The organism is Kribbella sp. NBC_01245, assembly GCF_036226525.1.
Taxonomy (GTDB): Bacteria; Actinomycetota; Actinomycetes; order Propionibacteriales; family Kribbellaceae; genus Kribbella.
This window is the reverse complement of record NZ_CP108487.1, coordinates 7706918-7732942: the sequence shown is the minus strand read 5'-3', so window position 1 is coordinate 7732942 and position 26025 is coordinate 7706918. Positions and strand designations below refer to the sequence as shown.

The window sequence follows — 26025 nt, the reverse complement described above, 5'->3', positions numbered from 1 at the left end:
TGCTCCGTCCGTACGGAAATATCGACGAGCTCGGTCAGGACAGCCGGACACGAGGATCGATCAGGGCATAGAGAAGGTCGACGATGATGTTGGCGAAGACGACGAAGAAGGCGGCGAGCATGACGACCCCCATGATCACCGGCAGGTCATTACCCAGGACGGCGTTGATCGACAATTTGCCGAGTCCCTCGATGCTGAAGATCTGCTCCGTGATGACCGCACCACCCAGCAGACCACCGAGGTCCAGACCGAAGATGGTGACGATCGGCGTCAGCGCCGCGCGCAGGCCGTGCTTGAAGACGACCTTGCGCTCGGTCAGGCCCTTGGCCCGCGCCGTGCGGATGAAGTCCTCGTTCATCGTGTCGATCATGTTCGCCCGCGTCAGCCGGGTGTACAGCGCCGCGAAAACCAGCGCCAGCGTGCACCAGGGCAGGATGTAGAACTTCAGGAAGTCGATCGGGTTCGACTGCAGCAGGCTGGAGTTCGCATTATCGGGGAACGGCACGACCTGCAGCTTCACGATGAAGATGAAGATGAGCAGATAGCCGAAGACCAGGGACGGGAACGAGACCCCGAACAAGGCCAACCCGACGCTGAACTTGTCCAGCCACTTGCCCTTGCGTAATGCCGCCATCAGTCCGAGCAGCACGCCGAAGAACAACCACAGGACGGCGGCCCCGGTGGCGAGCCACACGGTGGGAGCCAGCGACTGCTTCATGGAATCCCAGACCGGCAGGCTGTTCTGCAGCGAGCGGTCGAAGCACGGCCACGCGCAGTGGATCTGCGAGCCCTCGTTACCGAGCTCGCGGCCGTTGGGGTTGACCAGACCACCCATGTACCGGCCGTACTGGACGACCAGCGGGTCTTCGAAGCCGTAGTCCTTGTTGACCTGGGCGATCCGCTCGACCGTGCAGTCCTTGCCACAGATCAGCAGAGCGGGGTTGGCCGGCGTGGCCCAGAAGAGGAAGAACGTGATGACGCTGATCACCCAGAGGATGAGCACCATCTGCAGTAACCGCCGAACGGTGTACCGGAACATCGGTCAGCTTCTCCCTGCACGCGGGTCGAGGGCGTCACGAACCGAGTCGCCCAGGAGGTTGAAGGCCAGCACGACGATGAACAGCGCCAGGCCGGGGAAGAAGAGGTAGAGCGGATCCGGCTCGTACCAGTTGGACGCGTCGGCGATCATCTTGCCCCAGGAGGCAGTGGGCTCCTTGACGCCGACACCGAGGAACGACAGCGCCGCTTCAGCGGTGATGTACGACGGGATGAGCAGCGTCGTGTAGACCAGCAGCGTCGGCAGCAGGTTCGGGAGGATCTGTTTGAAGATCACATACCCAGGGCCCGCACCGAGCGAGCGCGCCGCATCGACGAACTCGCGCTCGCGGATCGACAGCGTCTGCCCTCGGACGATTCGGGCGAGATAAGCCCAGCCGAAGAATCCGAGCACGAACATCAGCACGCCCATGCGCAGCGTGTTCGTGTCCTCGACGCCGAACGTCTCCTTCGCGCGATCGGCGACCACCGGCGTCAGCGCCATGATCAGCAGCAGCGACGGGAAGCTCAGCATGATGTCCATCAGCCGGCCGAGCAGGGTGTCGACCCAGCCGCGGAAGTAACCGGCGACCATGCCGATGATGGTGCCGATCAGGACCGCCAGAACGGTGCCACCGAGGGCCACCAGCAGCGAGGTCCGGGTGCCATAGACCAGCCGGGCGAAGATGTCGCGACCGGTCTGCGGCTCGATGCCGAGCCAGTGCTCGCGGCTCATCCCGCTGCCGAAGAGGCCGCTGTTCGGGATGCCACCGTTCCTGGTGTCAAGCAGTGACTTGCCGTTCGCGTCCAACTGGTTGAACTCGTTCGGCCCGTAACCACTGAGCTTGACGATCAGGCCCGCGAAGATGGCCACCGCGATCACCACGATGATGATGATCGCGCTGATGACCGCGAGCTTGTCCTTCTTCAGCCGGGCCCAGGCGATCTGGCCGAGTGAGCGGCCCTCGATCTGCTTGGCCTCAGCGGTCTCCGCGATGTGATCAGACGGCAGACCACCATCTGGCGACTGGGCTTCAGTTGCCCCCAAGGTCATGTGATTCGCCAGTCCTTCCGGATCAGTTCGAATGGCCTCTGCCTCGTCGCAGCGGACCATCGGGCACCTTACGTATCTCGCACTGTGGACGCCACTTCGCGGCCTTGTCGAAGCCGAATCGTGACGGATCAGATTTCAGTCAGTATCACTCCGCGCACGGGCGGTAAGAAGGGCTGGTCAGGCAGTAACCAAGGCACCTGATCGAGCTCTTCCGGAGCCAGCCAGCGCAATTCAGTATGCTCCGTCGAAACGGGTTCCCCGGCCACCACCCGGGCGGAATAAATCCGCAGCACGAAACGGTCATCGATCGGCTCTTCCGCACCGAGCGGATCACCTACCTCGATGTCGATTCCGAGCTCCTCGCGGATCTCACGCACCGCAGCCGCCTGGTCACTCTCGCCACTCTCGACCTTGCCACCGGGGAACTCCCAGCCGCCATCGCGACCGGCACTGCCCGGGCGATGGGCCGCGAGCACCCTTCCGTCGCGGAACAGCGCGACACCCACCACGACCTCGCGGTCGCCGTACGACGAATTCACGAAAGGCAACTCTGCCAGACGAATACGAAATAGTTGCCTCCCGCCACGATTTTCCCCGGTCGAAAAGTGTCAGTGGCACCAGAATGCCCCGTGGCCCAGAATGCGCCTATGCCGCTGCAGAATCGCGTACTGCCTACTCAGGACATCGTCGCCGATACCGGCCGGGGCCTGTTGATGGGTAATCGCGGCACCTTGCATGGCCCGGATCGAACCCTCGGCGTGACGCGTTGGCGGTCGAAAGCGTGGATCACCTGTGTCCTGAAATGGAAAGGTGTCCAGCGAGACCCCATGCCGCCCGGGCGATGGACCGCGTTGTTCTTCCTCGACGAGGCGACCGCGCTCGCCGCCGGACACCGCCCGTGCGCGTACTGCCGGCGCGCCGATTTCAACCGGTACGGCGCTTGCTGGGCCGCCGCTGCCGGTCTTCCCGAGCGACCACGGGCCGCCGCGATGGACGCCCGGCTGCACGACGAGCGCGTCGACCGGCGTACCCGGCGGCAGCGCATCACGACCGGGACCGTCGGTGAACTTCCGGACGGGGCTATGGTCCGGTACGACGGCAGGCCCGCGCTGGTGCTCGGCGGCGAACTGCTCGACTGGTCCTGGCAGGGATACGGCCCGGCTCGGGCGATCGCGGCGGGGACCCTGGTCGACGTACTGACGCCGGCCGCTAATCGGGCCGTATTACAGGCTGGATATGTGCCATTACTCCACCCAACTGCAATGGCGCAAATTAGGTCTACCTAACTAGAAACACGCCGTGCCGAGAAGTCTTCCGAAAGACGCCTGGCCACGGCAGAGTGTCCAGATACTCACAGCAACACTTTCCTTACTGGAGTCGGCATGGGCGACGGCAACACCACCGTGGCAGCTGTGCAGCGCGCTCTCGAGGCCCTGCACACCAGCGTCGGAAAACTCAGCCAGGAGTACGGCGACACCCTCGGCGTACGCCGGCTGGTCTCGGACGTGGCCCGGCTGAGCGATGACTTGGCCGAACTCGGCCCACCCGACCCCCGCCGCAGACCCGGACCTGTTCCGGAGGAACTCGAGGAGATCCCCGACGTGGAATACGACGCGTCCATGTGGACCGACGCGGAGCATGAAGGCTTCGGCGCACCGGACCGGCACGCACCCTGATGACGACAGGTATTGACGCACCCGGTCGCGCTTCGATCGGGCAGAAAACGCTGCGCACGGATCGCTGGTGGCTCGCGCCGCTGCGGATCGGTGTGATCCTGGCCTTCTTCGTCGTCTACGCGACGGTCCGGATCTTCATGAACAAGTGGTACTGGGTCAACGAGTACGAATACCTGACGCCGCTGTACTCGCCTTGTGTGAGCGCTAGTTGTGTGGAGGGTTCGAGCCACCTCGGGACGTGGTTCCCGAAGTTCCCGGTCTTCCTGCCGCTGAGCATCATCACGTTCGCGGTGCTGGCCGGCTTCCGGGGCACTTGCTACTACTACCGCAAGGCCGGCTACCGCTCGCTGTTCTTCGCACCGGCCGCCTGCGCCGTGCCGGAGCCGCACAAGAGCTACACCGGTGAGCGGAAGTTCCCGCTGGTCGCGCTGAACCTGCACCGCTACTTCTTCTACGGTGCGCTGGTCTTCGGTCTGCTCAACGTGTACGACGGCGTGCTGGCCTTCCACGGCAAGGACGGCGGCTTCGGTATCGGGCTGGGCACGTTGATCATCTGGATCAACCTGGTGATGCTCTGGCTGTACACGCTGTCCTGCCACGCGTGCCGGCACATCGTCGGCGGGCGGCTGAAGAACTTCTCCAAGCACCCGTTGCGCTACCGGTACTGGACTTTCGTATCGAAGCTGAATCCCAAGCACGGCACCTTCGCGATGATCTCGTTGTTCACCGTGATCCTGACCGACGCCTACATCATGTCGGTCTCGGCCGGCTGGTTCTCCGATCTGCGCTTCTTCAACTGAATCAGGACTCGCACCTCAAATGACTGAGCTGGAACGACACTCCTACGACGTCGTCGTGATCGGGGCCGGCGGCGCCGGTCTGCGCGCGGCGATCGAGGCCCGCGAGCAGGGCAAGCGCACGGCGATCGTGTGCAAGTCCCTGTTCGGCAAGGCGCACACCGTGATGGCCGAGGGCGGTTGCGCCGCGGCCATGGGCAACGCGAACTCCAACGACAACTGGCAGGTCCACTTCCGCGACACGATGCGCGGCGGCAAGTTCCTGAACAACTGGCGGATGGCCGAACTGCACGCGCAGGAAGCCCCCGACCGGGTTTGGGAGCTGGAGACGTACGGCGCGCTGTTCGACCGCACGCCCGACGGCCGGATCAGCCAGCGCAACTTCGGCGGTCACAGCTATCCGCGGCTCGCGCACGTCGGTGACCGCACCGGCCTCGAGCTGATCCGGACCCTGCAGCAGAAGATCGTTTCGCTGCAGCAGGAGGACTTCAAGGAGACCGGCGACTACGAGGCCAACCTCAAGGTGTACGCCGAGTGCACGGTGACCGAGTTGCTGAAAGATGGCGACGCGATCTCCGGCGCCTTCGGCTACTGGCGTGAGTCGGGCCGGTTCATCCTGTTCGACGCGCCCGCGGTCATCCTGGCCACCGGTGGGGTCGGCAAGTCGTTCAAGGTCACCTCGAACTCGTGGGAGTACACGGGTGACGGGCACGCCCTCGCGATGCGGGCCGGCGCGACTTTGATCAACATGGAGTTCATCCAGTTCCACCCGACCGGTATGGTCTGGCCGCCGTCGGTGAAGGGCATTCTCGTCACCGAGTCGGTCCGTGGTGACGGTGGTGTGCTGAAGAACTCCGAGGGCAAGCGGTTCATGTTCGACTACGTGCCGGACGTGTTCCGCGCGCAGTACGCGGACACCGAGGAAGAGGCCGACCGCTGGTACAAGGACGCGGACAACAACCGGCGTCCACCGGAGCTGCTGCCGCGTGACGAGGTCGCCCGCGCGATCAACTCCGAGGTCAAGGCCGGCCGCGGTACGCCGCATGGCGGGGTCTTCCTGGACGTCTCCTCCCGGCTGCCCGCCGAGGAGATCAGGCGCCGGCTGCCGTCGATGTACCACCAGTTCAAGGAGCTGGCGGATGTCGACATCACGGCCGAGCCGATGGAGGTCGGCCCGACCTGTCACTACGTGATGGGTGGTGTCGAGGTCGATCCGGACTCCGCGCAGTCGCGGGTGCCGGGTCTCTTCGCCGCCGGCGAGGTGGCCGGCGGTATGCACGGTTCGAACCGGCTGGGTGGTAACTCGCTGTCCGACCTGCTGGTCTTCGGACGACGGTCGGGCGCGGGCGCCGCGTCGTACATCGATGCCCTGGGCAACAACCGGCCGAAGATCGACGAGGCCGACGTGACCCGCGCGGCCGCCGAGGCGCTGGCGCCGTTCGAGCTGGAGGGTGGTGAGAACCCGTACACCATCCACCAGGAACTGCAGCAGTCGATGAACGACCTGGTCGGCATCATCCGCAAGGCCGAGGAGATGGAGCAGGCGCTCAGCCGGCTGGCCGACTTCCGGGCCCGGATCGCGAAGATGACGGTCGAGGGGCACCGGCAGTTCAACCCGGGTTGGCACCTCGCGCTGGACCTGCGCAACATGCTGACCGTGTCGGAGTGCGTGGCCAAGGCGGCGCTGGAGCGGACCGAGTCGCGTGGCGGCCACACCCGCGACGACCACCCGGGCATGGACTCGGAGTGGCGCAAGCTGCTGCTGGTCTGCTCGCTGGATACCGCTGAGAGCCGGGTCACCGTGGAGCGCAAGGAGCAGCCCTCGATGCGCGAGGACCTGCTCGAGCTGTTCGAGGTCGACGAGCTGAAGAAGTACCTCACGGAAGAGGAGCTGCCGGCGTGATCGCGCGTAGCGTGGAAACCAATAAATACAGCGACGTCACGTCATCGGCTACCAGAGCGAAGCGTGGTTGCTGATGACCTATCAAGGGAAGTTCCGGGTTTGGCGTGGGGATGACGAGGGTGGCGAGCTGCACGACTTCACCATCGAGGTGAACGAGGGCGAGGTCGTGCTGGACATCATCCACCGGCTGCAGGCGACGCAGGCCCCGGACCTGGCCGTCCGGTGGAACTGCAAAGCCGGCAAGTGCGGCTCATGCAGCGCCGAGATCAACGGCAAGCCGAAGCTGCTGTGCATGACCCGGATGAGCACGTTCACCGAGGACGAGGTCATCTCGGTGACGCCGCTGCGCGCGTTCCCGGTGATGCGCGACCTGGTCACCGACGTGTCGTACAACTACCAGAAGGCGCGGGAGGTGCCGGCCTTCGCACCGCCGGTGGACCTCAAGCCGGGCGAGTACCGGATGCAGCAGATCGACGTGGAGCGCTCGCAGGAGTTCCGCAAGTGCATCGAGTGCTTCCTGTGCCAGGACACCTGTCACGTGATCCGGGACCACGAGGAGAACAAGGAGTCGTTCTCCGGTCCCCGCTTCCTGATGCGCATCGCCGAGCTGGACATGCACCCGCTCGACGCGGCCGACCGGCAGATGGAGGCCCAGGACCAGCACGGCCTCGGTTTCTGCAACATCACCAAGTGCTGCACCGAGGTGTGCCCTGAGCACATCAAGATCACCGACAACGCGCTGATTCCGATGAAGGAGCGCGTGGCCGACCGCAAGTACGACCCGGTCGTCTGGCTCGGCAACAAGATCCGCCGCCGCGCCTGATTCCGTTTTCACCGGCCCGGTTCACCCTGCAGAGGGACGAATCGGGCCGGTGGTACGTCTAGGGTCGTTCGCATGTTGGTGGGAATCACGGGGCTGATCAATCTCGCCCTGTTCATGGTCCTTTTCGTCCCGGTCTCGCAACGTCTGCTCGGCGTGCGCTTCGGGCTGCTCCGGCTCGCGATCGCGACGATCATCACGCTGGCCGTCTTCAGCCCGATCCTGCGCGCGATTGCCGGTGAACCGCCCTGGCCGTACAGCAACGCGACGGCCTTCTGGTTCCTTGCCCTCTCCACGTTGTTGTCGGTCCTGGCCGGGCTGGTCTTCCTGGTCTTGTCCGAGGCGCTGGTGCCTACCGGTTCGTTGCCGCGCGTGCGCGATCTTCGCCGGGACATCGGCGGCCGGATTGCGCGGACGCGGCGCTATCTGCAGATCCTGCGCATCGTCATCCGCCGCGGCCTCGGGCCTTATCTGCGCGGACGGCGTCGCCCGGGCCGGGAGGATGCCGCCAGCCAGGCCGAGCTGGCCCGGTCCTTCCGGCTCGCTCTGGACGAAGCGGGTGTGACCTTTGTCAAACTCGGCCAGGTCCTCTCGACGCGATCCGACGTCATTCCGGCCTCCGTCGCGGAGGAGTTGAGCCGCCTCCAGGACCAGGTCACCCCGGCGCCCTGGGACGAAGTGAGAGCAGTGCTCTCGGACGAGCTCGGTGCTCTCGCCTTTGCCGATATCGCCACCGAACCGCTCGCCGCCGCCTCGATCGCCCAGGTGTACGTCGCCACGCTGGCCGAAGGCGGTGAAGTCGTCGTCAAGGTCCAGCGCCCCGGTATCGCCCCGATCGTCGAGCGCGATCTGGACATCGTGCGGCGCTTCGCCCGGATGCTCGAACGCAACACCGACTGGGGTCGTTCGATGGGCCTGAGCGCCTTGGCCGAGGGCTTCTCCGACGCCATGCGCGAGGAGCTCGACTTCACCGTCGAGGCCGGCAACATGACCGCGGTATCGGCCGGGCAAGCGGTCGCGGCGGGCAGCGTCGTCGTACCTCGGCTGTACAAGGAGCTCTGCACCCGGCGCGTCCTGACGATGGAGAGGCTGGACGGCATCCCACTCGGCGGCGCCGCGAGCGCCATCGCCGAGCGAGGGCTGGACGCCGGTGAGTTGGCGTCAACGTTGTTCGATTGCCTGCTCGGGCAGGTCGCGATCGACGGGGTCTTCCACGCGGACCCGCATCCCGGCAATTTCCTGTTGCTGACCGACGGCCGGATCGGCATGCTCGACCTCGGCTCGGTCGGGCGCCTCGATCCGAGTACGCGCGAGGCCCTGCAGCGATTCCTGCTGGCCATCGACCACGGCGATCCGGTGGCGGCGACCGACGCGCTGCTCGAGATCGTGTATCGCCCGGATGCGGTCGACGAGCAGGCTCTCGAACGCGCTGTCGGACAGTTCATGGCGCGTCATCTCGGCGCGGGCGCCGCACTCGGGCCGGCGATGTTCAACGACTTGTTCCGGATCATCACCCAGCACGATCTCGGCGTACCACCTGAGGTCGCGGCGGTGTTCCGCGCACTGGCCACGATCGAGGGGACCATCTCGCGCATCTCCCCCGGGTTCGACCTGGTCGCGGCGTCGCGGGCGTACGCGTCCGCCCATGTGACCGATCGGCTCGCCCCGGACGCACTACGCCGTACGGCGACCGAGGAGCTCGCGACGTTGCTCCCGATGCTGCGGCGACTCCCTCGGCGCATCGACCGCATCGCCGCCGCGGCTGAGACTGGCCGTCTCGGTCTGAACGTGCGCCTCTTGGCCGACGAGCGCGACCGCCGCCACGTGACGGCCCTCCTGCACCAGGTCCTGCTCACCATCCTCGCGGCCACGGCGGGGGTGATGGCGGTCCTCCTGATCGGGATCGACGGCGGGCCGACCGTCACACCTCAGGTCAGCCTCTTCCAACTGCTCGGCTACAACCTGCTCATCATCTGCGGCGTCCTGGCCCTCCGGGTCCTGGTCCTCATCTTCCGCCCGACGACCATCCCCTTGCGGTGAACCAGGCGGCCTTGCGGTGAACTAGGCGGCCGAGCACAGCCGAGCGGTCCGGCAGGGCCTAAGCTGGGAGCATGCCTGAGCTGCTGACGGACGACCAGATCGATCTTGCCCTGCGCGACCACCTCCCCCAGTGGAAGGTCGAGGACAAGGCGCTGGTGCGGAGCGTCAAGAAGGCGACCTTCATGGACGGCATCCGCCTGGTCGCGACCGTCGCCCAGCTCGCTGAGTCGATGGATCACCACCCGGATATCGACATCCGCTGGACCACGATCACCTTCCGGGTCTGGACGCACGTGGCCGGCGGAATCACCGACAACGACCTGGTGCTCGCCCGCCACATCGACACCGCGGCGGGTTAAAACCGTTCTTGGGGCACAGGACCGGTCGGCTAACGTGAGGCAGTGACTGAATACCGCCTGCTGGGCATCACCGACGCCGACCGCGAGGCCATCGAAGGACTTGATCCGGATCCGGCCGCGGTCGAGGCCCTCGCGGCGGATCTGCGCCGGGTGATCGGCACGTTCCCGGGCGACGACGAGCTGACGCTGCCCGACGACCCGCACATCTCGATCGCCGCCTACCTGGCGACGGTCGACGATGTGCGCGCGTTCCACCGCAGCCGGGGTATCAGCGACGAGGTGAGCTGGGCATCACTGGCCGATCTCGGCAGGCAGCTCGACGTCCACCGCCGGACCCATGGCGAGTTCGGCCTGGAGACGCACTGGTGGATCACCACCTCGTGGACGGGCGTGCTCTACCAGCTCGGACGCCTGCAGTACCTGCTGCACCAGCCGGACCACGACGTACCGGGTGTCGAGCCCGGCGAGTGGATCATCGGCGTGCACATCCCGGAGTCCGGCCCGCTGATGCCTGCCGCGATCGACGAGAGCCTCGACCTGGCCCGGGCGTTCTTCGCGAAGCACTTCCCCGAGCGCCCGGTGCGTACGGCGAACCTCAGTTCCTGGCTGCTCGACCCGTACCTGCTGGATCAGCTGCCGCCCGAGTCGAACATGGTCCGCTTCGGCCGCCGCTTCACGCCGTACGGCGAACCGCGCGACAACCAGGAGTCGGCGGTGTACTTCACCTTCCGCACGCGCGATCTCGACCACCTGGACAAGCTGCCCCGCGACACGGCCCTGCAGCGGCTGATCCTCGACCGCATCGCCGCCGGCGGCACCTGGCAGAACGCCCTCGGCTACCTCAAGCTCTAGTGTCCTGAGTCAGAAGTTCGTGCCTTAGCTCCGGTGTCCAGGTGCGTGCATCGCAAGGCGGAGGAGGGGAGCAATCTTTTTCGATTGTGACCCGACGACAACGCAGCGAGGTGCGTGCCTGGGCGCCGGAGATGAGGCACGAACTTCTGACTCAGGACACTAGGCCTTCGGTTTAGGGATGCCGTTCTTCTCCAGCCATCGGATCAGCTCGACGTTGCTGACACACCGCACGTCGGGCTGCTTGCACGTCTCCTTGACGAACGTCGTGAGCGCCTCGGAGTACACGCTGTTGTTCCACCGGTTGAAGTGGTTGCCGAGGAACAGCGGCGGATTCCCCGCGCCTCGCGACCGGGCCAGCGCGTTGCGGTAGGTCGCGAGGACCTGGCCCTTGAGCCGCGGCGCGTGCGCGATCGGCACGGGCTTCGCCTTGCTCTGCGTGAACCACAGGTTGTAGTCCATCGTCAGCGTATTGCGGCCCGTCCCCGCGAGGTGGACCGACTGCAGCGGGAAGTCCCACAGGCCGTCCTCGCGCTTCGGCCACGCGATCAGCCCGGCGTCGGACGCGTCGTACAGCATGCCGCGTTTGCGCATCACCTGGCGGTACGCGGCGCGATTGCCTTCCAGACAAGGGGTTCGCATGCCCTTGACGGTGGTCGGATCGAAAGGCGCGGCCAGTCGCTTGCCGGCGGCGATGCCCGGCCCGTTCCGCACCATCAGGTCGAACGCGCGCAGCTCGTAGTCCCACATCTGCGCGGTCCACTTGTTGATGCCCTTGGGCCCGCAGAAGTGCCCATTCGCGTGCGTGCCGATCTCGTGGCCCTCGCCGATCGCCTGCCGTAGCGCCACCGCGCGCGGCACCACTTTCGCGGCGTCGCCGAAGCCTACGTCGGACGCACCGAGTTTCTTGTACGGCGGCTTGTAGTCCTTGCGGCGCGACTCGGGATAGAGGAACGGCCCGGACAGGAAGAACGTCATCCGCGCGTTGACCTCCTTGGCCACGCTGCGCCAGTGCGTCCATAGCGGCAGATCGCCCGCGCCGTCGAACGAGACGACGATGAACAGCGGCGGTTTGCCGTTCTTCAGCCGGGCCGGGAAGGTCCTCGTCACCGGAGCGGCGGCGGGCGGCTTCTGGGACGGCGTGAGCGTGGTCGACGGATCAGCGGTCGGCTGGCCCGGCGTCTTCGCCGATGGATCACCCGCGCTGTCGGGATCAACGTCACTGCACCCGGCCAGCAGCGCGGCCGCGACAACGACACCGGCCACTGCTTTGCGTTTGCTGATCAGCCCCACCACCTACCTACTGACGCACGGGCGCCGGTTCGAGTTCGGGTGGGACACGCGAGACCTCAGAACCACCCGTCTATCGTTACCTCCGCGTGACCATACTCTCTGTTGATCGAACCACAACCCTCAGCGTTCGACCGAGCGGCCGCGCGACCGGTCCAGACCAACGACCAGGGCCACGGTCACGACCAGCAGGACAAACGATTCGGCTGCTGCGACAAAGGTTTGCCCCCGGTCGGTCAGGGCGAAAACGCTCACCGGCAGGGTGCGCCACGACGCGGGGTAGACCATGATCGTCGCGCCGACCTCACCCATCGAGAGCGCGATGGACAGGCTCGCCGCCGAGATGATCGAGGGCAGCAGCATCGGCAGCCGGACCCTCAGCAGCACCCGGGCGGGCGAAGCGCCGAGCGAGGCGGCGACCTGCGCGAACGAACCGTCGATCCGCGACAGCGCGGCCGAGACCGTGCCATAGCTGAAGGCGATCATCAGCACCAAGTGCGCGATCACCACGATCCATCGGGTGCCGTTGAGCACCAGCGGCGGCCGGCTGAACGCGACCAGCAGACCGAGCCCGATCACCACCGACGGTACGGCGATCGGCAGGTGGTGCAGCGCGTCGGCCAACCGCCCGAGCGGCGCGGGCGCGGTCTGCCGGGCGATCGCGGCCCAGGAGCCGAGCCCCACCGCGAGCAGCCCGCCCACGAAGGCCGTCTGCAGGCTCACCGCGAGGCTCGCCAGTTGGTCGCCGGACAGCGCCTCGCGCAAGTGGCCCGCGGTCGGATCCGATGGCAGTACGCCGTTCCAACTGCTGGCGAATGCGGCCGCGGCGATGACCACGAAGGGCGCGAGTACCAGCACTGCGAAGACGACGGCGAAGATCGACCAGACGACGAACCGCCCGGGCCTAGTCCAGACGAGCACGGCTCTCCCCTTTCGTCTCGCCTTTCGCGAACAGCCCGCGCAGTACGACGTGCAGGCCGATCGACAGCATCACCTGGACCATCGCGATCACGCACGCGGCCGGGTAGTCGAACATGACGATGCCTTTGGCGTGCACCAGCATCGGCAGGGTGGTCGTATCGCGGGCGCCGAGGAACAGCACGATGCCGAACTCGTTCAGCGTGAGCAGCAACGTGAGACTGCCGCCGGCGACCAGCGCTGGTCGGACCTCGGGCAACAGCACCTGCCGAAGCACTCGCCAGGGTCCGGCGCCGAGGCTCGCGGCGATGTCGAGTTGTGCGCGCGGGATCTGGGCCATTGCCCCCAGCAACGGTCGCATCACGAACGGCGTGTAGAAGGTGATTTCGGCAAGTACTACGGCCCAAGGCGCGGTTAGAAATCCCGTTGTCCCGAGCAACGACCCGACCACGCCGGCGGAGCCGTACAGGAAGGTGAACGACAACGCGACGAGGAACGACGGCAACGCCAGCATCGCGTCGACGAGTCCCGAGACGAAGCGCGCGCCGGGGAACGGGACGAAGCTGATCACGACGGCCAGGAACGTTCCGACCACCAGGCAGCCGATCGTCGAGCACACCGCGATCTGGATCGTCCGCAGCAGCGCGTCGCGGAACTCGACCGACCCGACGACCTCCCGCCAAGTGGTCAGGCCGTCGCTGAACGACTCCGTTGCCACTAGCAACAGTGGGTAGACGACCAGGCCGGCCAAGACCAGCAGTGGGACGGTAAGCCAGCCTCTTTTGGAGCGCGCTGGCGTGCTGAGGGCAACAGGTCTGATCAGCACCTCAGCGGCCATCGGCGGGCACCAACCTGCAGGCCTCGGGCGGGAACAGCACCGATACCCGCGATCCAACCTCCGGCAGGACCCCGTCCGCGGGCACATCCACCTGCAGCGGTACGTCGTCCAGGCCGTCGAGGGCGCACGTCAACCGACTCGACGCGCCTCTCCACTGCGCCGCGACCAGCCTCGCCGGCAACCCGCCGTCGCTCGCCAGCCTCACCGTGTGCGGTCTGATACAGAGCAACTGGTTGCCCTGGGCAACCGCGGCGACGCCTGGCAGGGTGTGGCCCGCCAGTTCGACTCGGCCATCGACCATCGAGACCGGCAGCAGGTTCGCGCCACCCAGGAATGACGCGGTGAAGGCCGACGGCGGCGCGGCGTACAACTCGGTCGCGGCGGCAATGTCGACAAGTCGCGCATCTCGCATGACGGCGATCCGGTCGGCCAGGGCGAGGGCCTCGGATTGGTCGTGCGTGACGTACAGGATCGCGACGTCGGGCACCTCCCGGCGCAGCCGCTGGAGTTCGCCGAGCATGTCTGCCCGCAGTTGCGCGTCGAGGGCCGCGAGTGGTTCGTCCAATAGGAGTACTGGCGGCCGGATCGCCAGTGCTCGCGCGATCGCGACGCGCTGCTGCTGACCGCCGGACAACTCGCGTGGGTAGCGCCTGGCGTACGCCGTCATGCCGACCATCGTCAGCATCTCTTGGACTCGCTCGCGGACGTTTTTGCTCTTCTGGGCTTTGAGGCCGAAGGCGACGTTGTCCTCGACGCGCATGTGCGGGAACAGCGCGTACTGCTGGACGACGACGCCGATCCCCCGGCGGCTCGGCGGTACGTCGGTCACGTCCTTGCCCGCCAACCGGATCCGGCCGGCGCTCGGCCGGACGAACCCGGCGACGGCCTTCAGCGCGGTCGACTTGCCCGAGCCGGACGGCCCGAGCAGCGCGACGGTCTCCCCCGCGGCCACGGTCAGGTCGAACGCGTCCAGCGCGCGGGTCCGACCGAAGTCGACAGTGACGCCCTCGAGCTCGACTGTCATCCGGCGACCGCTTTGTTATACGCCTCGACGTCCGCGTCGAGGTCCGCGAGCACCTTGGTCCAGTCGGCCTGGATCACCTCGACACCCTTGGTGGCCTCGCGCACCGCTGTGAAGTTCGCGTCGCTCGGGGTGACGTCAGCCCTTGCCGGCAGCCCGAACGCCTCGGCCGAGACGGTCTGCTGGGCTTCGTTCGAAAGCAGATAGTCCATCAACTTACGACCGCCCTCGGAGTTCGGAGCGTCGGCGCCAAGGCCCATCGTGTACGGGATCGACAGGGTCGAGCGCTTGCCGTCGGGCTGCGCCGGGAAGAACAGGCGGAAGGCCGACTTGTCGTTCGCGATCGAGGCCAGGTTCATCTGGACATCGCCATTCGCGACCCAGATCTCGCCCTTGCTCACCTTCGGCTGGAGCTTCCCAGTCGACGCCGACGGGCCGACGTTGTTCGCCTCCAGCTTGCTCAGGTAGTCCAGCGCGCCTTGCTTGCCTCGTTGGAGTTGCAGCAGGAGGAGTACGGCGGTGCCGTCGCCGGCCTGCCCCGGGGTCGAGTACTGGATCTTGCCCTTGTAGCGCGGGTCGAGCAGATCGTCGAAGCTCTTCGGCACCTGCCCGGCACGGGCCGGATTCACGATGAAGCTGAGGTAGTTCTCGACCACCGCGACATAGTTGCCCTCGGCATCCTTGAGCCCCTTGACCTGATCCCGCCCGGCCACCTGGTACGGCGTGAGCAGCCCCTCCGCGGCCGCCTTCTGGATGAACGGCGGCAGGGTGACGACGACATCGGCCTGCGGGTTCGACTTCTCCTTCTGCAAGCGGGAGACCACCTCACCCGAGCCGGCCTCGACCAGCTGGACCTTGATCCCGGTCTGTTTCGTGAAGGCCTCGAAGCGGGCCTGATACCAATCGGCCAGGCCGTCCGCGCTGTAGACGGTGACGGTGGTCGGCGAGGCGGCACTGGTACCGCCACAGGCGGCCAGAATCGCAAGCAGAACGACGGGCAGAACGAGCTTTCGGAACATCATTACTCCTGGTTGAGGACCAGGTCCGGCAGATCCCGGACCGAGGAGAGAACGTGCGTCGCTCCGGCGGCGACGAGTTGATCGTTGCTATGGGCACCGGTCAGGACGCCGGCCACGATGGCCGCACCGGCACTCGTCCCCGCGGCGATATCGGACGCGGTGTCACCCGCGACGGCCACGGCCCGGACGTCATCGGCGCCGAGCCGCAACAACGCGGTCAGAACCAGATCCGGGTACGGTCGGCCGCGCCCCGCCTGCGCCGGGCAGAGGGTGAGATTCGCGAGGTCGCCCCACCCCAGCGCGTCGAGGATCCGGCGCTGGGTGATCTCGGCGAACCCAGTGGTGAGGCACACCTTGACGCCTTCGTCCTTCAGCCGGCGAATCGCCTTCTCGGCGCCGTCGATCGGCCGGCAATGCCCCTCGTCGACAAGCCGCGCGTACGCCACCTCGAAGGCCTGATTCGCTTGCTGGGCTTGGGTTTCGCTGGGCAGCAAATGCCGGAAGACGGTGATCTTCGACTCGCCCATGGTCTTGCGAACGTGATCGAGCATTGGTTCTGCGTCCATGCCTTGGGCAACAATCGCCGACGTGAAGGCCTTCTCGACCAGGCCGTCATCCGCGACGGTTGTACCCGCCATGTCGAGTACCGCCAGCTGGATCCTCACAGGCCCGCCTCCTCGATACTCGTCTCCGCGATGGCGGGCGACAACGTCATCCCCCGACCACCAGGACCGGTCACCACTCGCACGCCGGGCAGCACCTCACGTCGTACGACCAGGTCGTCGGGGTTGGCGGCCTGCGAGTAGACGCCGGCCCAGCGTCGTACCACTGGAGGCATCGGACGGCCCAGTAGTTGCTCGACGACCTGCCGGAGGTAGTCGTACGGCTCGGTCTGCACGTCGAATCCGAACGGCTCGACGTACTCGTGGGTGTCCCCGATGGTCAGACCGCCATCCTCGCGCTGGACCATCAGCAGCTGCATCGCGTGGTCCCGCGCTGTTGCGGCCTGCGGGGTTTGCCACTGCCAGCCCTGGTAGGCCGGGTAGTAGCGGAAGCTGTCGGCGTCCGCGACGGCCGTTGTGAGGCGTAAGTCGAGTGGGGCCGTCTGCATCATCTGCAGGCGAACGCGGCGGGCGGGCAGGTTCGGCACGAGCTCGCGGATCAAGCCGCTGTGCCAGGCGCCGGTGCAGACGAAGACGGCGTCGGCCTCGTGCGTATCACCGTGGTCGTCGCGAACCTTGCCCTCGGCAACTTCTCGTACTTCACGGCCGCTGAGGAAGCGGTAGTTGGCCTGGTCTAGTTGGGCTCGGAGCGCTGGCAGGACCTTGCGCGGTTCGACGATCGCGTCGCGCTCGCACCATAGCGAACCGAGGAGATCGCCTTGCAGGGCAGGGTTTTTCTGTCGCGTCTGCTCGGCGTCGAGGAGCTCGAAACCGCGCTTCGTGGCGTCTGCGTGGTTGGCCGCCTCTTTGGCGACGGCGAGCTCCTCGTCGGTACGGCAGACCGTGAGCGAGCCGTCCGGGCGGAAGCCGATACCAGGGACGTCGAGTTGGCCCCATCGTTGGCGTGCTCTCAGCGCGGCGTCCAGCTCAGGGCCGGATGAACGGCCGCTGACCCAGACGAGGCCGAAGTTGCGCACGCTGGCGCCTCGGCCTTCTTGTTCGCGTTCCAGCTGGACCACCTGATGGCCGCGCCGTACCGCCTCCCAGGCATGCCACGTGCCGAGCACGCCGCCGCCGACCACAACCACCCGCATCCGCATCTCCCATCGCTCTGGACCTCAGATTGGTCCGGACCAATGTCATTCTGCGGGTCGGCGCGTGACGTACGGGTGAATGGCGGCCGAACTTTGCGGTCGGAGCGTGGCTGCTAACGGTCGAAGCGCGGCTGCCTTCAGGGTCGGAGCGTGGCCCTGAAGCCGACGCGGTCGCCGCGGAAGAGGGAGCGGACCGCCTCGATCGTCTGGCCGTCGGTATCGCGGCTGATCCGGTTGAGCAACAGCATCGGCAGCGACTGAGTGGCCTTGAGCAACTCGGCCTCGCGGGGTGTCGCGATGACCGTCTCCACGACCTCCTCCCCCTCCCCGAACCGCACGCCCAGGTCATCCGTCAGGCACCGGTACAGCGATCCCGTCGGCCGCAGCACCTGCTTGAGCGTGGGGAATCGCGCCACCGCCAGGTACGTCGTCTCCAACCCGATCGGCTGGCCATCGGCGAGCAGAACGCGCTCGAGCCGGTGGATGGCGTCACCCTCGGCGATACCGAGTTGGCTCGCGAGTACGGCGTCCGCGGGGATCTGGTCGAAACCGACCACCTCGCGGCTCGGCTCATGCCCCTGCGCCCGCAGCGCCTCGGTATAACTCACCAGCGCGAGCGGCTGGATCAGCTTCGGCGTCGCGACGAACGTGCCCTGCCCCTGCCGCGCGCGCAGGCGGCCGTCGGCGGTGAGTTCGCGGATGGCCTGGCGCATGGTCCAGCGGGATACGCCGAAGTCCTTGGCCAGCGACCGCTCGGGCGGCAGCGCGGCACCCTCGCCGAGGCGGTCCAGCAGTTCGATCAGCCGCGTCTTGACCACGAAGTGCAGCGGTACGGCGGCGGGCCCGGGCTTTTCGGTCACTCGCCGACAATAGTCACCCGCCGACAATAAGCGAGCCCCGAGGCCGCCGTGGTGCGGGCGGCCCGGGGCTCGTGGGCGAGGTGGCGGATCAGCCGCCGGACTTGCGCCGGAACTGACGGGTCTGCTTGTCGTTGTGCGCCTCGCCGACACCCTCGTGCCGGGGCCCGTTGCCGGGTCGCGACTCGTGGTGCGCGTTCTTCTTGGCGAGGGCCTCGCGGAACTTCTTCTGCAGATCGTCTTCCGCTGCCGGCTTGCTGGGCTTGTCGCTCATACCGTCTCCTTCACAAACCGCTCGGCGTACGAAAACTCGGGTCTACTTAACCAAGTGTGACCGGCCTAGCGCCAGCCAATATCCCCGGGGTACTCACAGCCTAGCCAGGTACTGCCGAACCTCCCTGCGGCTCCTAAGCCGCACCACCGGCCGGAAGTCGCCAAGAGCCACCTCAATCCGCGGCACCACGTCTCGCCGGAAGCGCCACACATACGTCAGGAACTCCCAGTCAATGGCCTCATGACAACCTTCGGCGCGGTCGACCCGCTCCTTGCCTCTATTGGTCCACCAACGTCGTACAGCCTGGTACTCGCACGTGACGCGGTCTAGGTCCAACCACACGACCAGATCGGCCCGTGGGAGCCTGAGATCCAGACTGCTGGTGTAGTTCCCGTCCAGGATCCATCGGTCACTCTTGACGAGTTCCGCGACCTGAGCCCGCCACTCGTCTCTACCCGGCTGCACCCATCCTGGGCGCCAGAAGTGCGTATCCAGATGCACAACCGGCAGGTCGAACCTCTGCGCCAGTAGTCGGCTGAACCGAGTCTTCCCGGCGCCACTGTTGCCGATCACCACCACTCGCTCGACCATGCTGTCTCACTCCTAGATAAATGCCGACTGCCCAGCCGTAGACCGCCTAGCGTCGACGACACCGACTTGAGGAGCAAACGTGCTGGTCAGCTTCAGTGCCCTTGCGGCGATCGCCATCATCGCCTTCGGCATGGTGGTCACCCCTGGGCCGAACATGATCTACCTGGTCAGCCGCTCGATCTCCCAGGGCCGCCGCGCCGGCCTCATCTCGCTCATGGGCGTCAGCGTCGGCTTCCTCATCTACCTGCTGGCAGCGGCCGCCGGAATCGCCACAGTCTTCGCGCTGGTCCCCCAGATCTACCTCGCCCTGAAGCTCGCGGGGGCGGCGTACCTGCTCTGGCTCGCCTGGACCGCCCTCCGCCCGGGCTCGACCCTCTTCACCCCACTGCCGATGGCGCCAGACGGCCCGCGCAAGCTGTTCGGAATGGGCCTGTTGACCTGCCTGCTCAACCCGAAGATCGCGATCCTCTACGTCTCGCTACTCCCCCAGTTCGTCGACCCGCCCCGCGGACACGTCGGCCTGCAGAGCTTCCTCCTCGGCCTGGCCCAGATCGCCGTCGGCATCACCATGAACGCCGTCTTCGTCCTCACCGCCGGCTCCCTCGCCACCTTCCTAGCCGCCCGCCCCACCTGGTCCCGCATCCACCGCTACCTAACCGCCACCGCCCTAACCACCTTCGCCCTAAAACTAGCCACCGACCGCACCCGCGCCACCGCCCTCCCCTAGCCCTCCGAATGTCGCCGTACGGTTACATCCGCCATATGTAAACGTACGGTGACAATCGTCATTTGTACGCGTACGCTTACATGTGACAAATGTTGCCGTACGGCGACATGGAGGGCGGACGCAGATGCAGATCCACACCACGCATGATCTAGGTGCGACAGCGCGTGGCCGCCGCCAGAGGCTCAAACTGTCGCAGACCTCCGTCGGCAAAAGGGCAGGCGTTTCCCGACAGTGGCTCGCCGACTTCGAAGCAGGCAAACCCACGGTTGAGGTGGGGCGCGTCCTGTCTGTCCTCGAAGCCCTCGGCCTCGTCCTGGACCTGGCATCTCCCGACACGGGATCGGCGCCGAGTCCCAAACCTGACACAGGGCCAGTCGTCGACCTGGATGCTCTGATCGAGGAGTACGACCGGGGACAGCCATGAGCACGAAGGAACTCATCCTGCTGATGGGCGATGACATCGCCGGGACAGTGACTCGGCTGGCTGGCGGAAAACTGGCCTTCGAATATGACTCGGCCTACTCGGCAACACCGGTGTCGGTGTCCATGCCGACTCAGATCCGCCAGCACGCCGACGCTCAGATCACACCGTGGCTGTGGGGACTTCTCCCGGACAACGATGCCGTGTTGAGTCGATGGTCACGAGATTTCCACGTCTCCCCCGGATCGCCGTTCTCACTGCTATCCACCCCCCTGGGCGAAGACTGCCCAGGCGCCGTTCGGCTCCTTTCACCAGATCGCGCAGCAGCCATCAAGACAACCTCCGATCCGGCCGGGGTCGAGTGGCTAACCGAGGCCATGGTGGCGCAGCGCCTGCGCGACCTCAAAGAGGACAGCACCGCATGGCTAGGGGCAAACCACAGCGGGCGCTTCAGTCTGGCCGGAGCTCAGGCGAAGACCGCGCTTCTGCGCGACGGCGATCGGTGGGGTGAACCGCACGGGAGCGCGGCCACCTCGCACATTCTGAAGCCGGCCATCGAGGGCTTCGACAACCACGACTTGAATGAACACCTATGCCTGTCGGCGATGCGTGCCGCCGGACTGCGGGCTGTACACACCAGCATCGAACGGTTCGAGGACCAGACCGCGATCGTGGTCGCCCGCTATGACCGTGCTCTGCGGGATGGACACCAGCGTCGCCTGCACCAGGAGGACCTGTGCCAGGCGCTCGGGATCCACCCAGCGCGGAAGTACCAGAATGAAGGTGGTCCTGGGCCGTCCGATGTCGCCGGCTTGTTCCGCCTGGCGATGTCTCGCGCCGCATCGCACGATGCCATTTGCGCCTTCCTGGATGCACTCGTCTGGAACTGGGCGATCGCCGGCACCGACGCACACGCCAAGAACTATTCACTGCTGCTACTGGACAGACAGGTCAGGCTCGCGCCCTTCTATGACGTCGCATCCGCGCTGCCGTACGGCATTCCACAGCAGAAGATGCGCCTCGCGATGAAATTCGGGAGCGACTACAGGAGCAATCCAGGCAGCAGCCCCTGGCAGCGCCTCGCAGCCGATCTGGATCTGCCTGAAGACGAAGTCCGATCTCGCGCGGCCGGCGTCCTCGCCGCCACGCCCGACGCATTTGCGACCGCCGCCGCAGATCCAGCGGTACAGAGTCTCGAGAGCTCACTTCCGGGGCGCATGACTGACCTGGTGTTAGCCCGGGTCAAGAAGTGCGAGAAGTACCTCACGAACCCGAAGTAGCACCCCGTCAGCGTCGACTCTTTCGGATTCCAGTTCAGAACTGTACGGCTGCGGCGCGTCGAAGGGCGTCGGCCATCTGCTGCCAACTGCTCCATGGTCGTCCGTCGCCTAGACCGAACTCGCCAACACCTCGCTCAAGATGCTCGGCAACCGCGCTCAGATAGTCACCGAGGTCGGTGTTTCCCCAGTTGGCGGGCGTACCGACCTGCCAGTCGACGGCGAGTTCTCGAATCACCGCCACCAATTGGTCCCGATGCGTCTCGGCCGCGGCCGACGGGCAGCCGCCCAGACCACAAGTGACATCGGCGTCAGCCTGATGCTCGAACTCGTAGTGGAAACACACGTAGTGCATCCGCTCGAACATCTCGAAATCCGCCTGATTGGCGACCTCTCGCCCACACCGCCGGCAAGCCACTGCCATGCCTAGATCACTCACGCACGGAATCTAGCTTCAGCGGCGTTCGTAGACGAGGCGGGCCTTGCCATCCAGGACGGCGTAGTCGACGAGCCGGAGGCCCAGCCGGGGGTGCCGGCCGTCGAACAACCGTCGGCCGCCGCCCAGCAAGATGGGCACGACTCCGACGGTGAGCCGGTCAACAGCGTCCGCCTCGAGGAAGGACCTGACGAGAAGGCCGCCTCCGAACAGGAAGCAGTGCTGCCCCTGGTCCCGCGCGGCTCGCACCACACCGACCACGTCTCGGCTGAACTCGACGTACTCCTCACCATCCACGCTTAGCGGTGGCCTCGACGTAGCAACGATGACCCGTTTGCCGAGTGGACCGTAGTCGCGGTGCTGCCCCTGGTCGTAGCAGCGTCGACCCATGACGACGACATCGACATCATCGAGGAACTCGTCGAAAGGCAACTGGTGAGCTGTGTCCAAGCTCGGGCTCGGCACCGGCTCGATCCAGTCGTAGCCACCCTTATCGTCAGCGATATAGCCGTCCAGACTCATCGCCAGCCGCAGGCTGATAGCGCCCCTCAATGCATCCATTCGACGACTGTAGACATGCCTTCCCCGCAGTCCAGGGCGCGTGCTCGCACCTCCCGAACAACTCTGTGCCCACAACGTCCGGCCACGCCTTCGTGTGGCCGGTTCTTACTGGCGGTGGCACAGTGGCAGGTCCGGGCTGGTTTGGGGGCAGGGGCGATGTCGCAGTGTTCCGAGCCGGGCCCTGCTTCACAAGTAGTGGGGGGAAGTCCATGGATCCAGCTGTTGTGCCGCTTGTGCTCATCGCCGTTGCCGTGGCGTGCCTGGTGTCGGCGTCTGCGGGGTATGGCGGCAGTCTCATCCTGGTACCAGCGCTGGCGTTGTTGCTTGGCGCGAAGACCGGTACGGCGCTGGCCGCTCTCATCCTGGCTGGGAACAACATCTTCAAGGTCTGGGCCTACCGTAAGACGCTGCCGTTCAAGAAGGCTGCACTGGTCATCGTCTTGGTGGCGATTGGTACGGCGATTGGCGCGATCTTCTTCGTCGCCGCCTCCGAAAAGGTTGTCGCTATCGCCGTCATCGTCAGCTTCGTGGCCGCATTCCTCGCCGAACGGTTCGACCTCAGCCGATTGCGTCGAGTCGGTGCGCCCGTACTTGCGCTCGGAGCCGGCGGCACCTCGGGTTTCAGCGGCACTTCGGGACCACTCAAAGGACTCGCGGTACGGAACCTCGAGCTCGACCGTCTCCACCTCGTCGGCGCGCTCGCGCTGATCTCACTGGTCGGCGACGCCACGAAAACAGCGATCTGGACCGAGGCCTCGCTCATCTCCTCGGACGGATACCTGCTCGCGCTTGTCTGCGTCCCACTGATGTTCGCCGCCACGATGCTCGGCCGACGACTCAACCGACTCATCGGCGAACGCGGCTACACCGGCCTCTTCTGGGCCGTCATGGTCGGCTACACCGCCCGCCTTGCCGCCGGCATCTAACCACCTGAACTTGTCACGGGAGCAGCGCCGCCTGGAGCGTCTCCCGCACCCACCGTTCGTACTCCTCGTGCGACCATCCGCGAGCCAGGACAAGGCTGTCGTAGGTCCCGCGCGAGCAGACCGTCCAGATGATGTCGGCCGCATGGTGCGGCGTTAGTCCCTCCTTCAGGACGCCGCGCTCCTCCAGCAGGCCGGCGAACCGGCTTAGACCGGCGAGTCGCTGCTCGTCTTGGGCGTCCCTGAACTGCGCGAGCGCGGGCTCGGAGGAAGCCGCCGCGTCGAGCACCCGCATCAGCGCCCCCACGCGAGACCAGATGCCGGGCTGCGTACGAGCGTAGAGCGCGAGTTGGCGACGTGGGTCCGGCTCGTCGATGACCGCACGGACGGCAGGCCGGTCCTCCACAGGCACCTCCGACCGACCCGAGCCACCGGCGACGGCCGCGAGGACGGCTGCTTGGAGTAGGTCGGCCTTGCTCGGAGCCGCGCGGTAGACGGTCTGCAGCGCGACTCCGGCCTCGGTCGCGATCAGCGGGATGGTCGCGCCGGTGTAGCCGTGCTCGAGGAACACCCGCGTCGCTGCCGCGACGATCCGCGCTCGCGTCTCCTGCGCTTGCTGGCGTCGCCTCGCTCCGTCGTACTTGCGTCGGGGTCTTGCGCTCTCAGACATTAAGTAGAATGCTACTACCATCAATATGTGAGAGCGGGATAACACGCCGGAAGGAGTGGAGACCATGACTGGAACCGACAACGAGGCGATCGCTCGCAAAGTGCTGGAGGAGATCTTTCCGGCGAACGACGAGGCCGCCTTGCGCGAGGTGGTCAGCGACCAGTTCGTCAACCACGAGGCTCCTCCCGGCACGCCTCCTGGTCTCGGCGGGATCACGATGTTCATGCGGCTTCTCAACGAGGCGTTCAGCGACCAGAGGTGGGAGATCCACGACGTGGTCGCCGATGGCGACATGGTCGCCCTGCGATGCACCCACAGCGGCCGCCACACCGGCACCTTCTTCGGCCTGCCGGCCACGGGACGTCCGTTCTCGTACAACCAGATGCACATGATCCGCCTCGACGACGGCAAAGGCGTAGAACACTGGGCCGTCCGCGACGACGCCTCCCTAATGCGCCAACTCACCACCTAACCACCTCCAAAGCCCTCAACGTCGCCCGGGATCCGACTGGTCGAGCAGGTGGCTGCGGACACTGGGTGGTCGACAGGCGACATGCCGGCCAGTTACCGCAGTTCCTGCTCGCCGTGCGGTCCATTGATGCGGGCAACCAGCGCGGGTTCCGGTGCCTGGCGCACCTCGACATCCGCGCCCACGGCGGCCAGGGCTGTGGCGAGCGATCGTGGTTCAGGATGCTCCACGTGCACGGAGGACAGGACGAGGCCGGGAGTTGCATCGACCGCAGGGTGAGGGGTGTCGCCCCAGTTGATCAGGAACGGAACCAGGCCGGCGGTATTCGCATTGCGGGTCACCCGCCAGCGCAACAACGTCCCCGTGGCGCTGACTCTCTGGCCGTCCACGACCTCTCCGGGGTCGAATCCCATGGAGCGGGCGCGTTCCACCGCACCCTCGATGTCGTCACAGGCGACTGCCCAGCCCACCAGCTGCCCACGAGTGATGCCCTCAACGCCATACGGACGTGGCCCCGAGGGCTCGGGTTGCCGTGGATCGGGCGCGATGATTTCGAGGTAAGTGCGCGGCCCCAGCCCGAGCACCTTGTTGTGGGTACCTCTGCCTGGATGCTGGCCACCCCCGGCAGCCCGCACGCCGAAGCTGTCCTCGATCTCGGCGACTGCAGCGTCGAGGTCAGGTTGCGCGTAAATGAGGTGGTCGATCAACACCGACAGTCCGCCTCCGACGTGGATGGTGGCCCAATGCCTCCATCGTGCCTGCCGCAGGACTTGTCGCGTAAGACACAACGTCTTACGTTGGCTGCATGGCTGACACCATCACGATCCGCAGCGATGCGGAGACCGAGCACGCCCTGGATGTTCTGACCCAGGACGGCAGCTCCCGCTCGGCGGCCATCCGCCAAGCCGTACTTGAAGCCGCACTGCGCAAGGAGCGGGCCGCGGCGATGCGTCGCGCTGTTCTGCGGATGCCGCTCGGCGAACCGGATGGCATCGACATCGCCGCTGAGATCGCCCGCAACCGCGAGGACGACGGCCGATGATCTATCTCGAATCGGCCGCCGTGGTGAAACTCGTCCACGCCGAGGCCGAGACGCAGGCATTGCGCGACTGGCTCGACGAACGCGCGGAGACCGGGTGGACGAGTTCGGTTCTGGCGGAGATCGAGTCATCGCGGGCGCTGGCACGTCACGCCCCAGAAGCCATTGCCCGACTTCACCCAGTCCTCGACCTGATCGAGTTGGTGGAACTGGATGCCGGCATTCGCATTCTGGCCCAGACCGTGAAACCAGCGACCGTGCGGAGCCTGGACGCCATTCACCTGGCAACGGCTCTCCGCATCCGCTCGCAGCTCACCTCATTCGTCACCTACGACAAACGACTAGCCGATGCCGCCCAGGCAGCCGGACTGACCGTCGACATGCCTGCCTGAGACATCTCTCCGC

At 66.2% G+C, this 26025-nt stretch carries 32 protein-coding genes; 15 read left to right on the top strand and 17 right to left on the bottom strand.

Features of this window, described 5'->3' with window-relative positions:
* Window positions 1-34: 34 nt before the first annotated feature.
* From OG394_RS35570 to OG394_RS35560, 3 genes are all read right to left on the bottom strand, one after another.
* Window positions 35-1039, bottom strand: a complete 1005-nt coding sequence (locus OG394_RS35570) for an ABC transporter permease (RefSeq protein ID WP_328991623.1) — start codon at window positions 1037-1039, stop codon at window positions 35-37.
* 3 nt (window positions 1040-1042) lie between these two features.
* A complete protein-coding gene (locus OG394_RS35565) occupies window positions 1043-2089 on the bottom strand; it encodes an ABC transporter permease (protein ID WP_328991622.1) in 1047 nt (348 codons plus the stop codon).
* Window positions 2090-2217: 128 nt separating this feature from the next.
* Window positions 2218-2628 carry a (deoxy)nucleoside triphosphate pyrophosphohydrolase gene (locus OG394_RS35560; protein WP_328991621.1) on the bottom strand — a complete coding sequence of 137 codons (411 nt, stop codon included), beginning with the start codon at window positions 2626-2628 and terminating at the stop codon, window positions 2218-2220.
* Between the two features lie 108 nt (window positions 2629-2736).
* Between OG394_RS35560 and OG394_RS35555 the strand changes: the two genes are divergently transcribed.
* The 8 genes from OG394_RS35555 (at window position 2737) to OG394_RS35520 (ending at window position 10536) form a co-directional block, all read left to right on the top strand.
* Entirely contained in the window at window positions 2737-3375 is a 639-nt protein-coding gene (locus tag OG394_RS35555; RefSeq protein ID WP_328991620.1) for a hypothetical protein, read from the top strand.
* A 96-nt stretch (window positions 3376-3471) separates the two neighbouring features.
* Window positions 3472-3765 (top strand): hypothetical protein, encoded by a 294-nt coding sequence (locus tag OG394_RS35550; RefSeq protein WP_328991619.1) that lies wholly within the window; start codon window positions 3472-3474, stop codon window positions 3763-3765.
* Window positions 3765-4565 (top strand): hypothetical protein, encoded by an 801-nt coding sequence (locus OG394_RS35545; protein ID WP_328991618.1) that lies wholly within the window; start codon window positions 3765-3767, stop codon window positions 4563-4565. Before OG394_RS35550 ends, OG394_RS35545 begins: the two co-directional genes overlap by 1 nt.
* Before the next feature lie 19 nt (window positions 4566-4584).
* Window positions 4585-6465 (top strand): fumarate reductase/succinate dehydrogenase flavoprotein subunit, encoded by a 1881-nt coding sequence (locus OG394_RS35540; RefSeq protein WP_328991617.1) that lies wholly within the window; start codon window positions 4585-4587, stop codon window positions 6463-6465.
* A gap of 73 nt (window positions 6466-6538) precedes the next feature.
* On the top strand, window positions 6539-7288 hold the full coding sequence (locus OG394_RS35535) for a succinate dehydrogenase/fumarate reductase iron-sulfur subunit (protein ID WP_328991616.1): 750 nt from the start codon (window positions 6539-6541) through the stop codon (window positions 7286-7288).
* Window positions 7289-7360: 72 nt separating this feature from the next.
* Complete coding sequence (locus OG394_RS35530) at window positions 7361-9325, top strand: ABC1 kinase family protein (RefSeq protein WP_328991615.1); 1965 nt, start codon at window positions 7361-7363, stop codon at window positions 9323-9325.
* Window positions 9326-9396: 71 nt separating this feature from the next.
* Entirely contained in the window at window positions 9397-9684 is a 288-nt protein-coding gene (locus OG394_RS35525; RefSeq protein WP_328991614.1) for a 4a-hydroxytetrahydrobiopterin dehydratase, read from the top strand.
* Window positions 9685-9726: 42 nt separating this feature from the next.
* Window positions 9727-10536, top strand: a complete 810-nt coding sequence (locus tag OG394_RS35520; protein ID WP_328991612.1) for an acyltransferase domain-containing protein — start codon at window positions 9727-9729, stop codon at window positions 10534-10536.
* Window positions 10537-10695: 159 nt separating this feature from the next.
* Here the strand turns inward: OG394_RS35520 and OG394_RS35515 are convergent, their stop codons facing one another.
* The 10 genes from OG394_RS35515 to OG394_RS35470 all read right to left on the bottom strand — a co-directional run bounded on the left by OG394_RS35515 (window position 10696) and on the right by OG394_RS35470 (window position 19097).
* Window positions 10696-11826, bottom strand: coding sequence for a hypothetical protein (locus OG394_RS35515; RefSeq protein WP_328991611.1), 1131 nt, complete (start codon window positions 11824-11826; stop codon window positions 10696-10698).
* Window positions 11827-11946: 120 nt separating this feature from the next.
* A complete protein-coding gene (locus OG394_RS35510; RefSeq protein ID WP_328991610.1) occupies window positions 11947-12744 on the bottom strand; it encodes an ABC transporter permease in 798 nt (265 codons plus the stop codon).
* Complete coding sequence (locus tag OG394_RS35505; RefSeq protein WP_328991609.1) at window positions 12728-13579, bottom strand: 2-aminoethylphosphonate ABC transporter permease subunit; 852 nt, start codon at window positions 13577-13579, stop codon at window positions 12728-12730. The genes OG394_RS35510 and OG394_RS35505 overlap by 17 nt, the downstream gene beginning before the upstream one ends.
* Window positions 13569-14603: an ABC transporter ATP-binding protein gene (locus OG394_RS35500; RefSeq protein ID WP_328991608.1), complete on the bottom strand. Its 1035-nt coding sequence runs from the start codon at window positions 14601-14603 to the stop codon at window positions 13569-13571. The genes OG394_RS35505 and OG394_RS35500 overlap by 11 nt, the downstream gene beginning before the upstream one ends.
* Window positions 14600-15619 carry a 2-aminoethylphosphonate ABC transporter substrate-binding protein gene (locus OG394_RS35495; RefSeq protein WP_328991607.1) on the bottom strand — a complete coding sequence of 340 codons (1020 nt, stop codon included), beginning with the start codon at window positions 15617-15619 and terminating at the stop codon, window positions 14600-14602. Before OG394_RS35495 ends, OG394_RS35500 begins: the two co-directional genes overlap by 4 nt.
* 2 nt (window positions 15620-15621) lie before the next feature.
* A complete protein-coding gene (locus OG394_RS35490; RefSeq protein WP_328991606.1) occupies window positions 15622-16284 on the bottom strand; it encodes a phosphonatase-like hydrolase in 663 nt (220 codons plus the stop codon).
* Window positions 16281-17375: a TIGR03364 family FAD-dependent oxidoreductase gene (locus tag OG394_RS35485; RefSeq protein ID WP_328991604.1), complete on the bottom strand. Its 1095-nt coding sequence runs from the start codon at window positions 17373-17375 to the stop codon at window positions 16281-16283. The genes OG394_RS35490 and OG394_RS35485 overlap by 4 nt, the downstream gene beginning before the upstream one ends.
* A gap of 137 nt (window positions 17376-17512) precedes the next feature.
* The gene (locus OG394_RS35480; protein WP_328991603.1) at window positions 17513-18235 is read right to left on the bottom strand and encodes a GntR family transcriptional regulator; all 723 of its coding nucleotides are present in this window, start codon (window positions 18233-18235) and stop codon (window positions 17513-17515) included.
* Between the two features lie 88 nt (window positions 18236-18323).
* Entirely contained in the window at window positions 18324-18506 is a 183-nt protein-coding gene (locus tag OG394_RS35475) for a DUF5302 domain-containing protein (RefSeq protein ID WP_328991602.1), read from the bottom strand.
* Between the two features lie 93 nt (window positions 18507-18599).
* The gene (locus OG394_RS35470; protein ID WP_328991601.1) at window positions 18600-19097 is read right to left on the bottom strand and encodes a hypothetical protein; all 498 of its coding nucleotides are present in this window, start codon (window positions 19095-19097) and stop codon (window positions 18600-18602) included.
* Between the two features lie 79 nt (window positions 19098-19176).
* Here OG394_RS35470 and OG394_RS35465 point away from each other — a divergent pair, with 79 nt between their 5' ends.
* The 3 genes from OG394_RS35465 to OG394_RS35455 all read left to right on the top strand — a co-directional run bounded on the left by OG394_RS35465 (window position 19177) and on the right by OG394_RS35455 (window position 21525).
* A complete protein-coding gene (locus OG394_RS35465; RefSeq protein ID WP_328991600.1) occupies window positions 19177-19824 on the top strand; it encodes a LysE family translocator in 648 nt (215 codons plus the stop codon).
* A 124-nt stretch (window positions 19825-19948) separates the two neighbouring features.
* Window positions 19949-20248 carry a helix-turn-helix domain-containing protein gene (locus OG394_RS35460; protein ID WP_328991599.1) on the top strand — a complete coding sequence of 100 codons (300 nt, stop codon included), beginning with the start codon at window positions 19949-19951 and terminating at the stop codon, window positions 20246-20248.
* Window positions 20245-21525 carry a type II toxin-antitoxin system HipA family toxin gene (locus tag OG394_RS35455; RefSeq protein WP_328991598.1) on the top strand — a complete coding sequence of 427 codons (1281 nt, stop codon included), beginning with the start codon at window positions 20245-20247 and terminating at the stop codon, window positions 21523-21525. The genes OG394_RS35460 and OG394_RS35455 overlap by 4 nt, the downstream gene beginning before the upstream one ends.
* A 34-nt stretch (window positions 21526-21559) precedes the next feature.
* On the opposite strand, the gene OG394_RS35450 is transcribed toward OG394_RS35455, so the two are convergent.
* Window positions 21560-21961: a hypothetical protein gene (locus OG394_RS35450; RefSeq protein ID WP_328991597.1), complete on the bottom strand. Its 402-nt coding sequence runs from the start codon at window positions 21959-21961 to the stop codon at window positions 21560-21562.
* Window positions 21962-21976: 15 nt separating this feature from the next.
* A complete protein-coding gene (locus OG394_RS35445; protein WP_328991596.1) occupies window positions 21977-22519 on the bottom strand; it encodes a dihydrofolate reductase family protein in 543 nt (180 codons plus the stop codon).
* Between the two features lie 209 nt (window positions 22520-22728).
* On the opposite strand from OG394_RS35445, the gene OG394_RS35440 reads away from it, so the two are divergent.
* Complete coding sequence (locus tag OG394_RS35440) at window positions 22729-23445, top strand: sulfite exporter TauE/SafE family protein (RefSeq protein ID WP_328991595.1); 717 nt, start codon at window positions 22729-22731, stop codon at window positions 23443-23445.
* A 13-nt stretch (window positions 23446-23458) separates the two neighbouring features.
* Here OG394_RS35440 and OG394_RS35435 read toward each other — a convergent pair whose 3' ends face one another.
* Window positions 23459-24112, bottom strand: a complete 654-nt coding sequence (locus OG394_RS35435) for a TetR/AcrR family transcriptional regulator (RefSeq protein WP_328991594.1) — start codon at window positions 24110-24112, stop codon at window positions 23459-23461.
* Between the two features lie 64 nt (window positions 24113-24176).
* Here OG394_RS35435 and OG394_RS35430 point away from each other — a divergent pair, with 64 nt between their 5' ends.
* Complete coding sequence (locus tag OG394_RS35430; RefSeq protein ID WP_328991592.1) at window positions 24177-24584, top strand: ester cyclase; 408 nt, start codon at window positions 24177-24179, stop codon at window positions 24582-24584.
* A gap of 92 nt (window positions 24585-24676) precedes the next feature.
* Here OG394_RS35430 and OG394_RS35425 read toward each other — a convergent pair whose 3' ends face one another.
* The gene (locus OG394_RS35425; RefSeq protein ID WP_328991591.1) at window positions 24677-25291 is read right to left on the bottom strand and encodes a VOC family protein; all 615 of its coding nucleotides are present in this window, start codon (window positions 25289-25291) and stop codon (window positions 24677-24679) included.
* A gap of 95 nt (window positions 25292-25386) precedes the next feature.
* Between OG394_RS35425 and OG394_RS35420 the strand changes: the two genes are divergently transcribed.
* Complete coding sequence (locus OG394_RS35420; protein WP_328991590.1) at window positions 25387-25623, top strand: hypothetical protein; 237 nt, start codon at window positions 25387-25389, stop codon at window positions 25621-25623.
* Entirely contained in the window at window positions 25620-26012 is a 393-nt protein-coding gene (locus OG394_RS35415; RefSeq protein WP_328991589.1) for a type II toxin-antitoxin system VapC family toxin, read from the top strand. The genes OG394_RS35420 and OG394_RS35415 overlap by 4 nt, the downstream gene beginning before the upstream one ends.
* Window positions 26013-26025 lie beyond the last annotated feature (13 nt).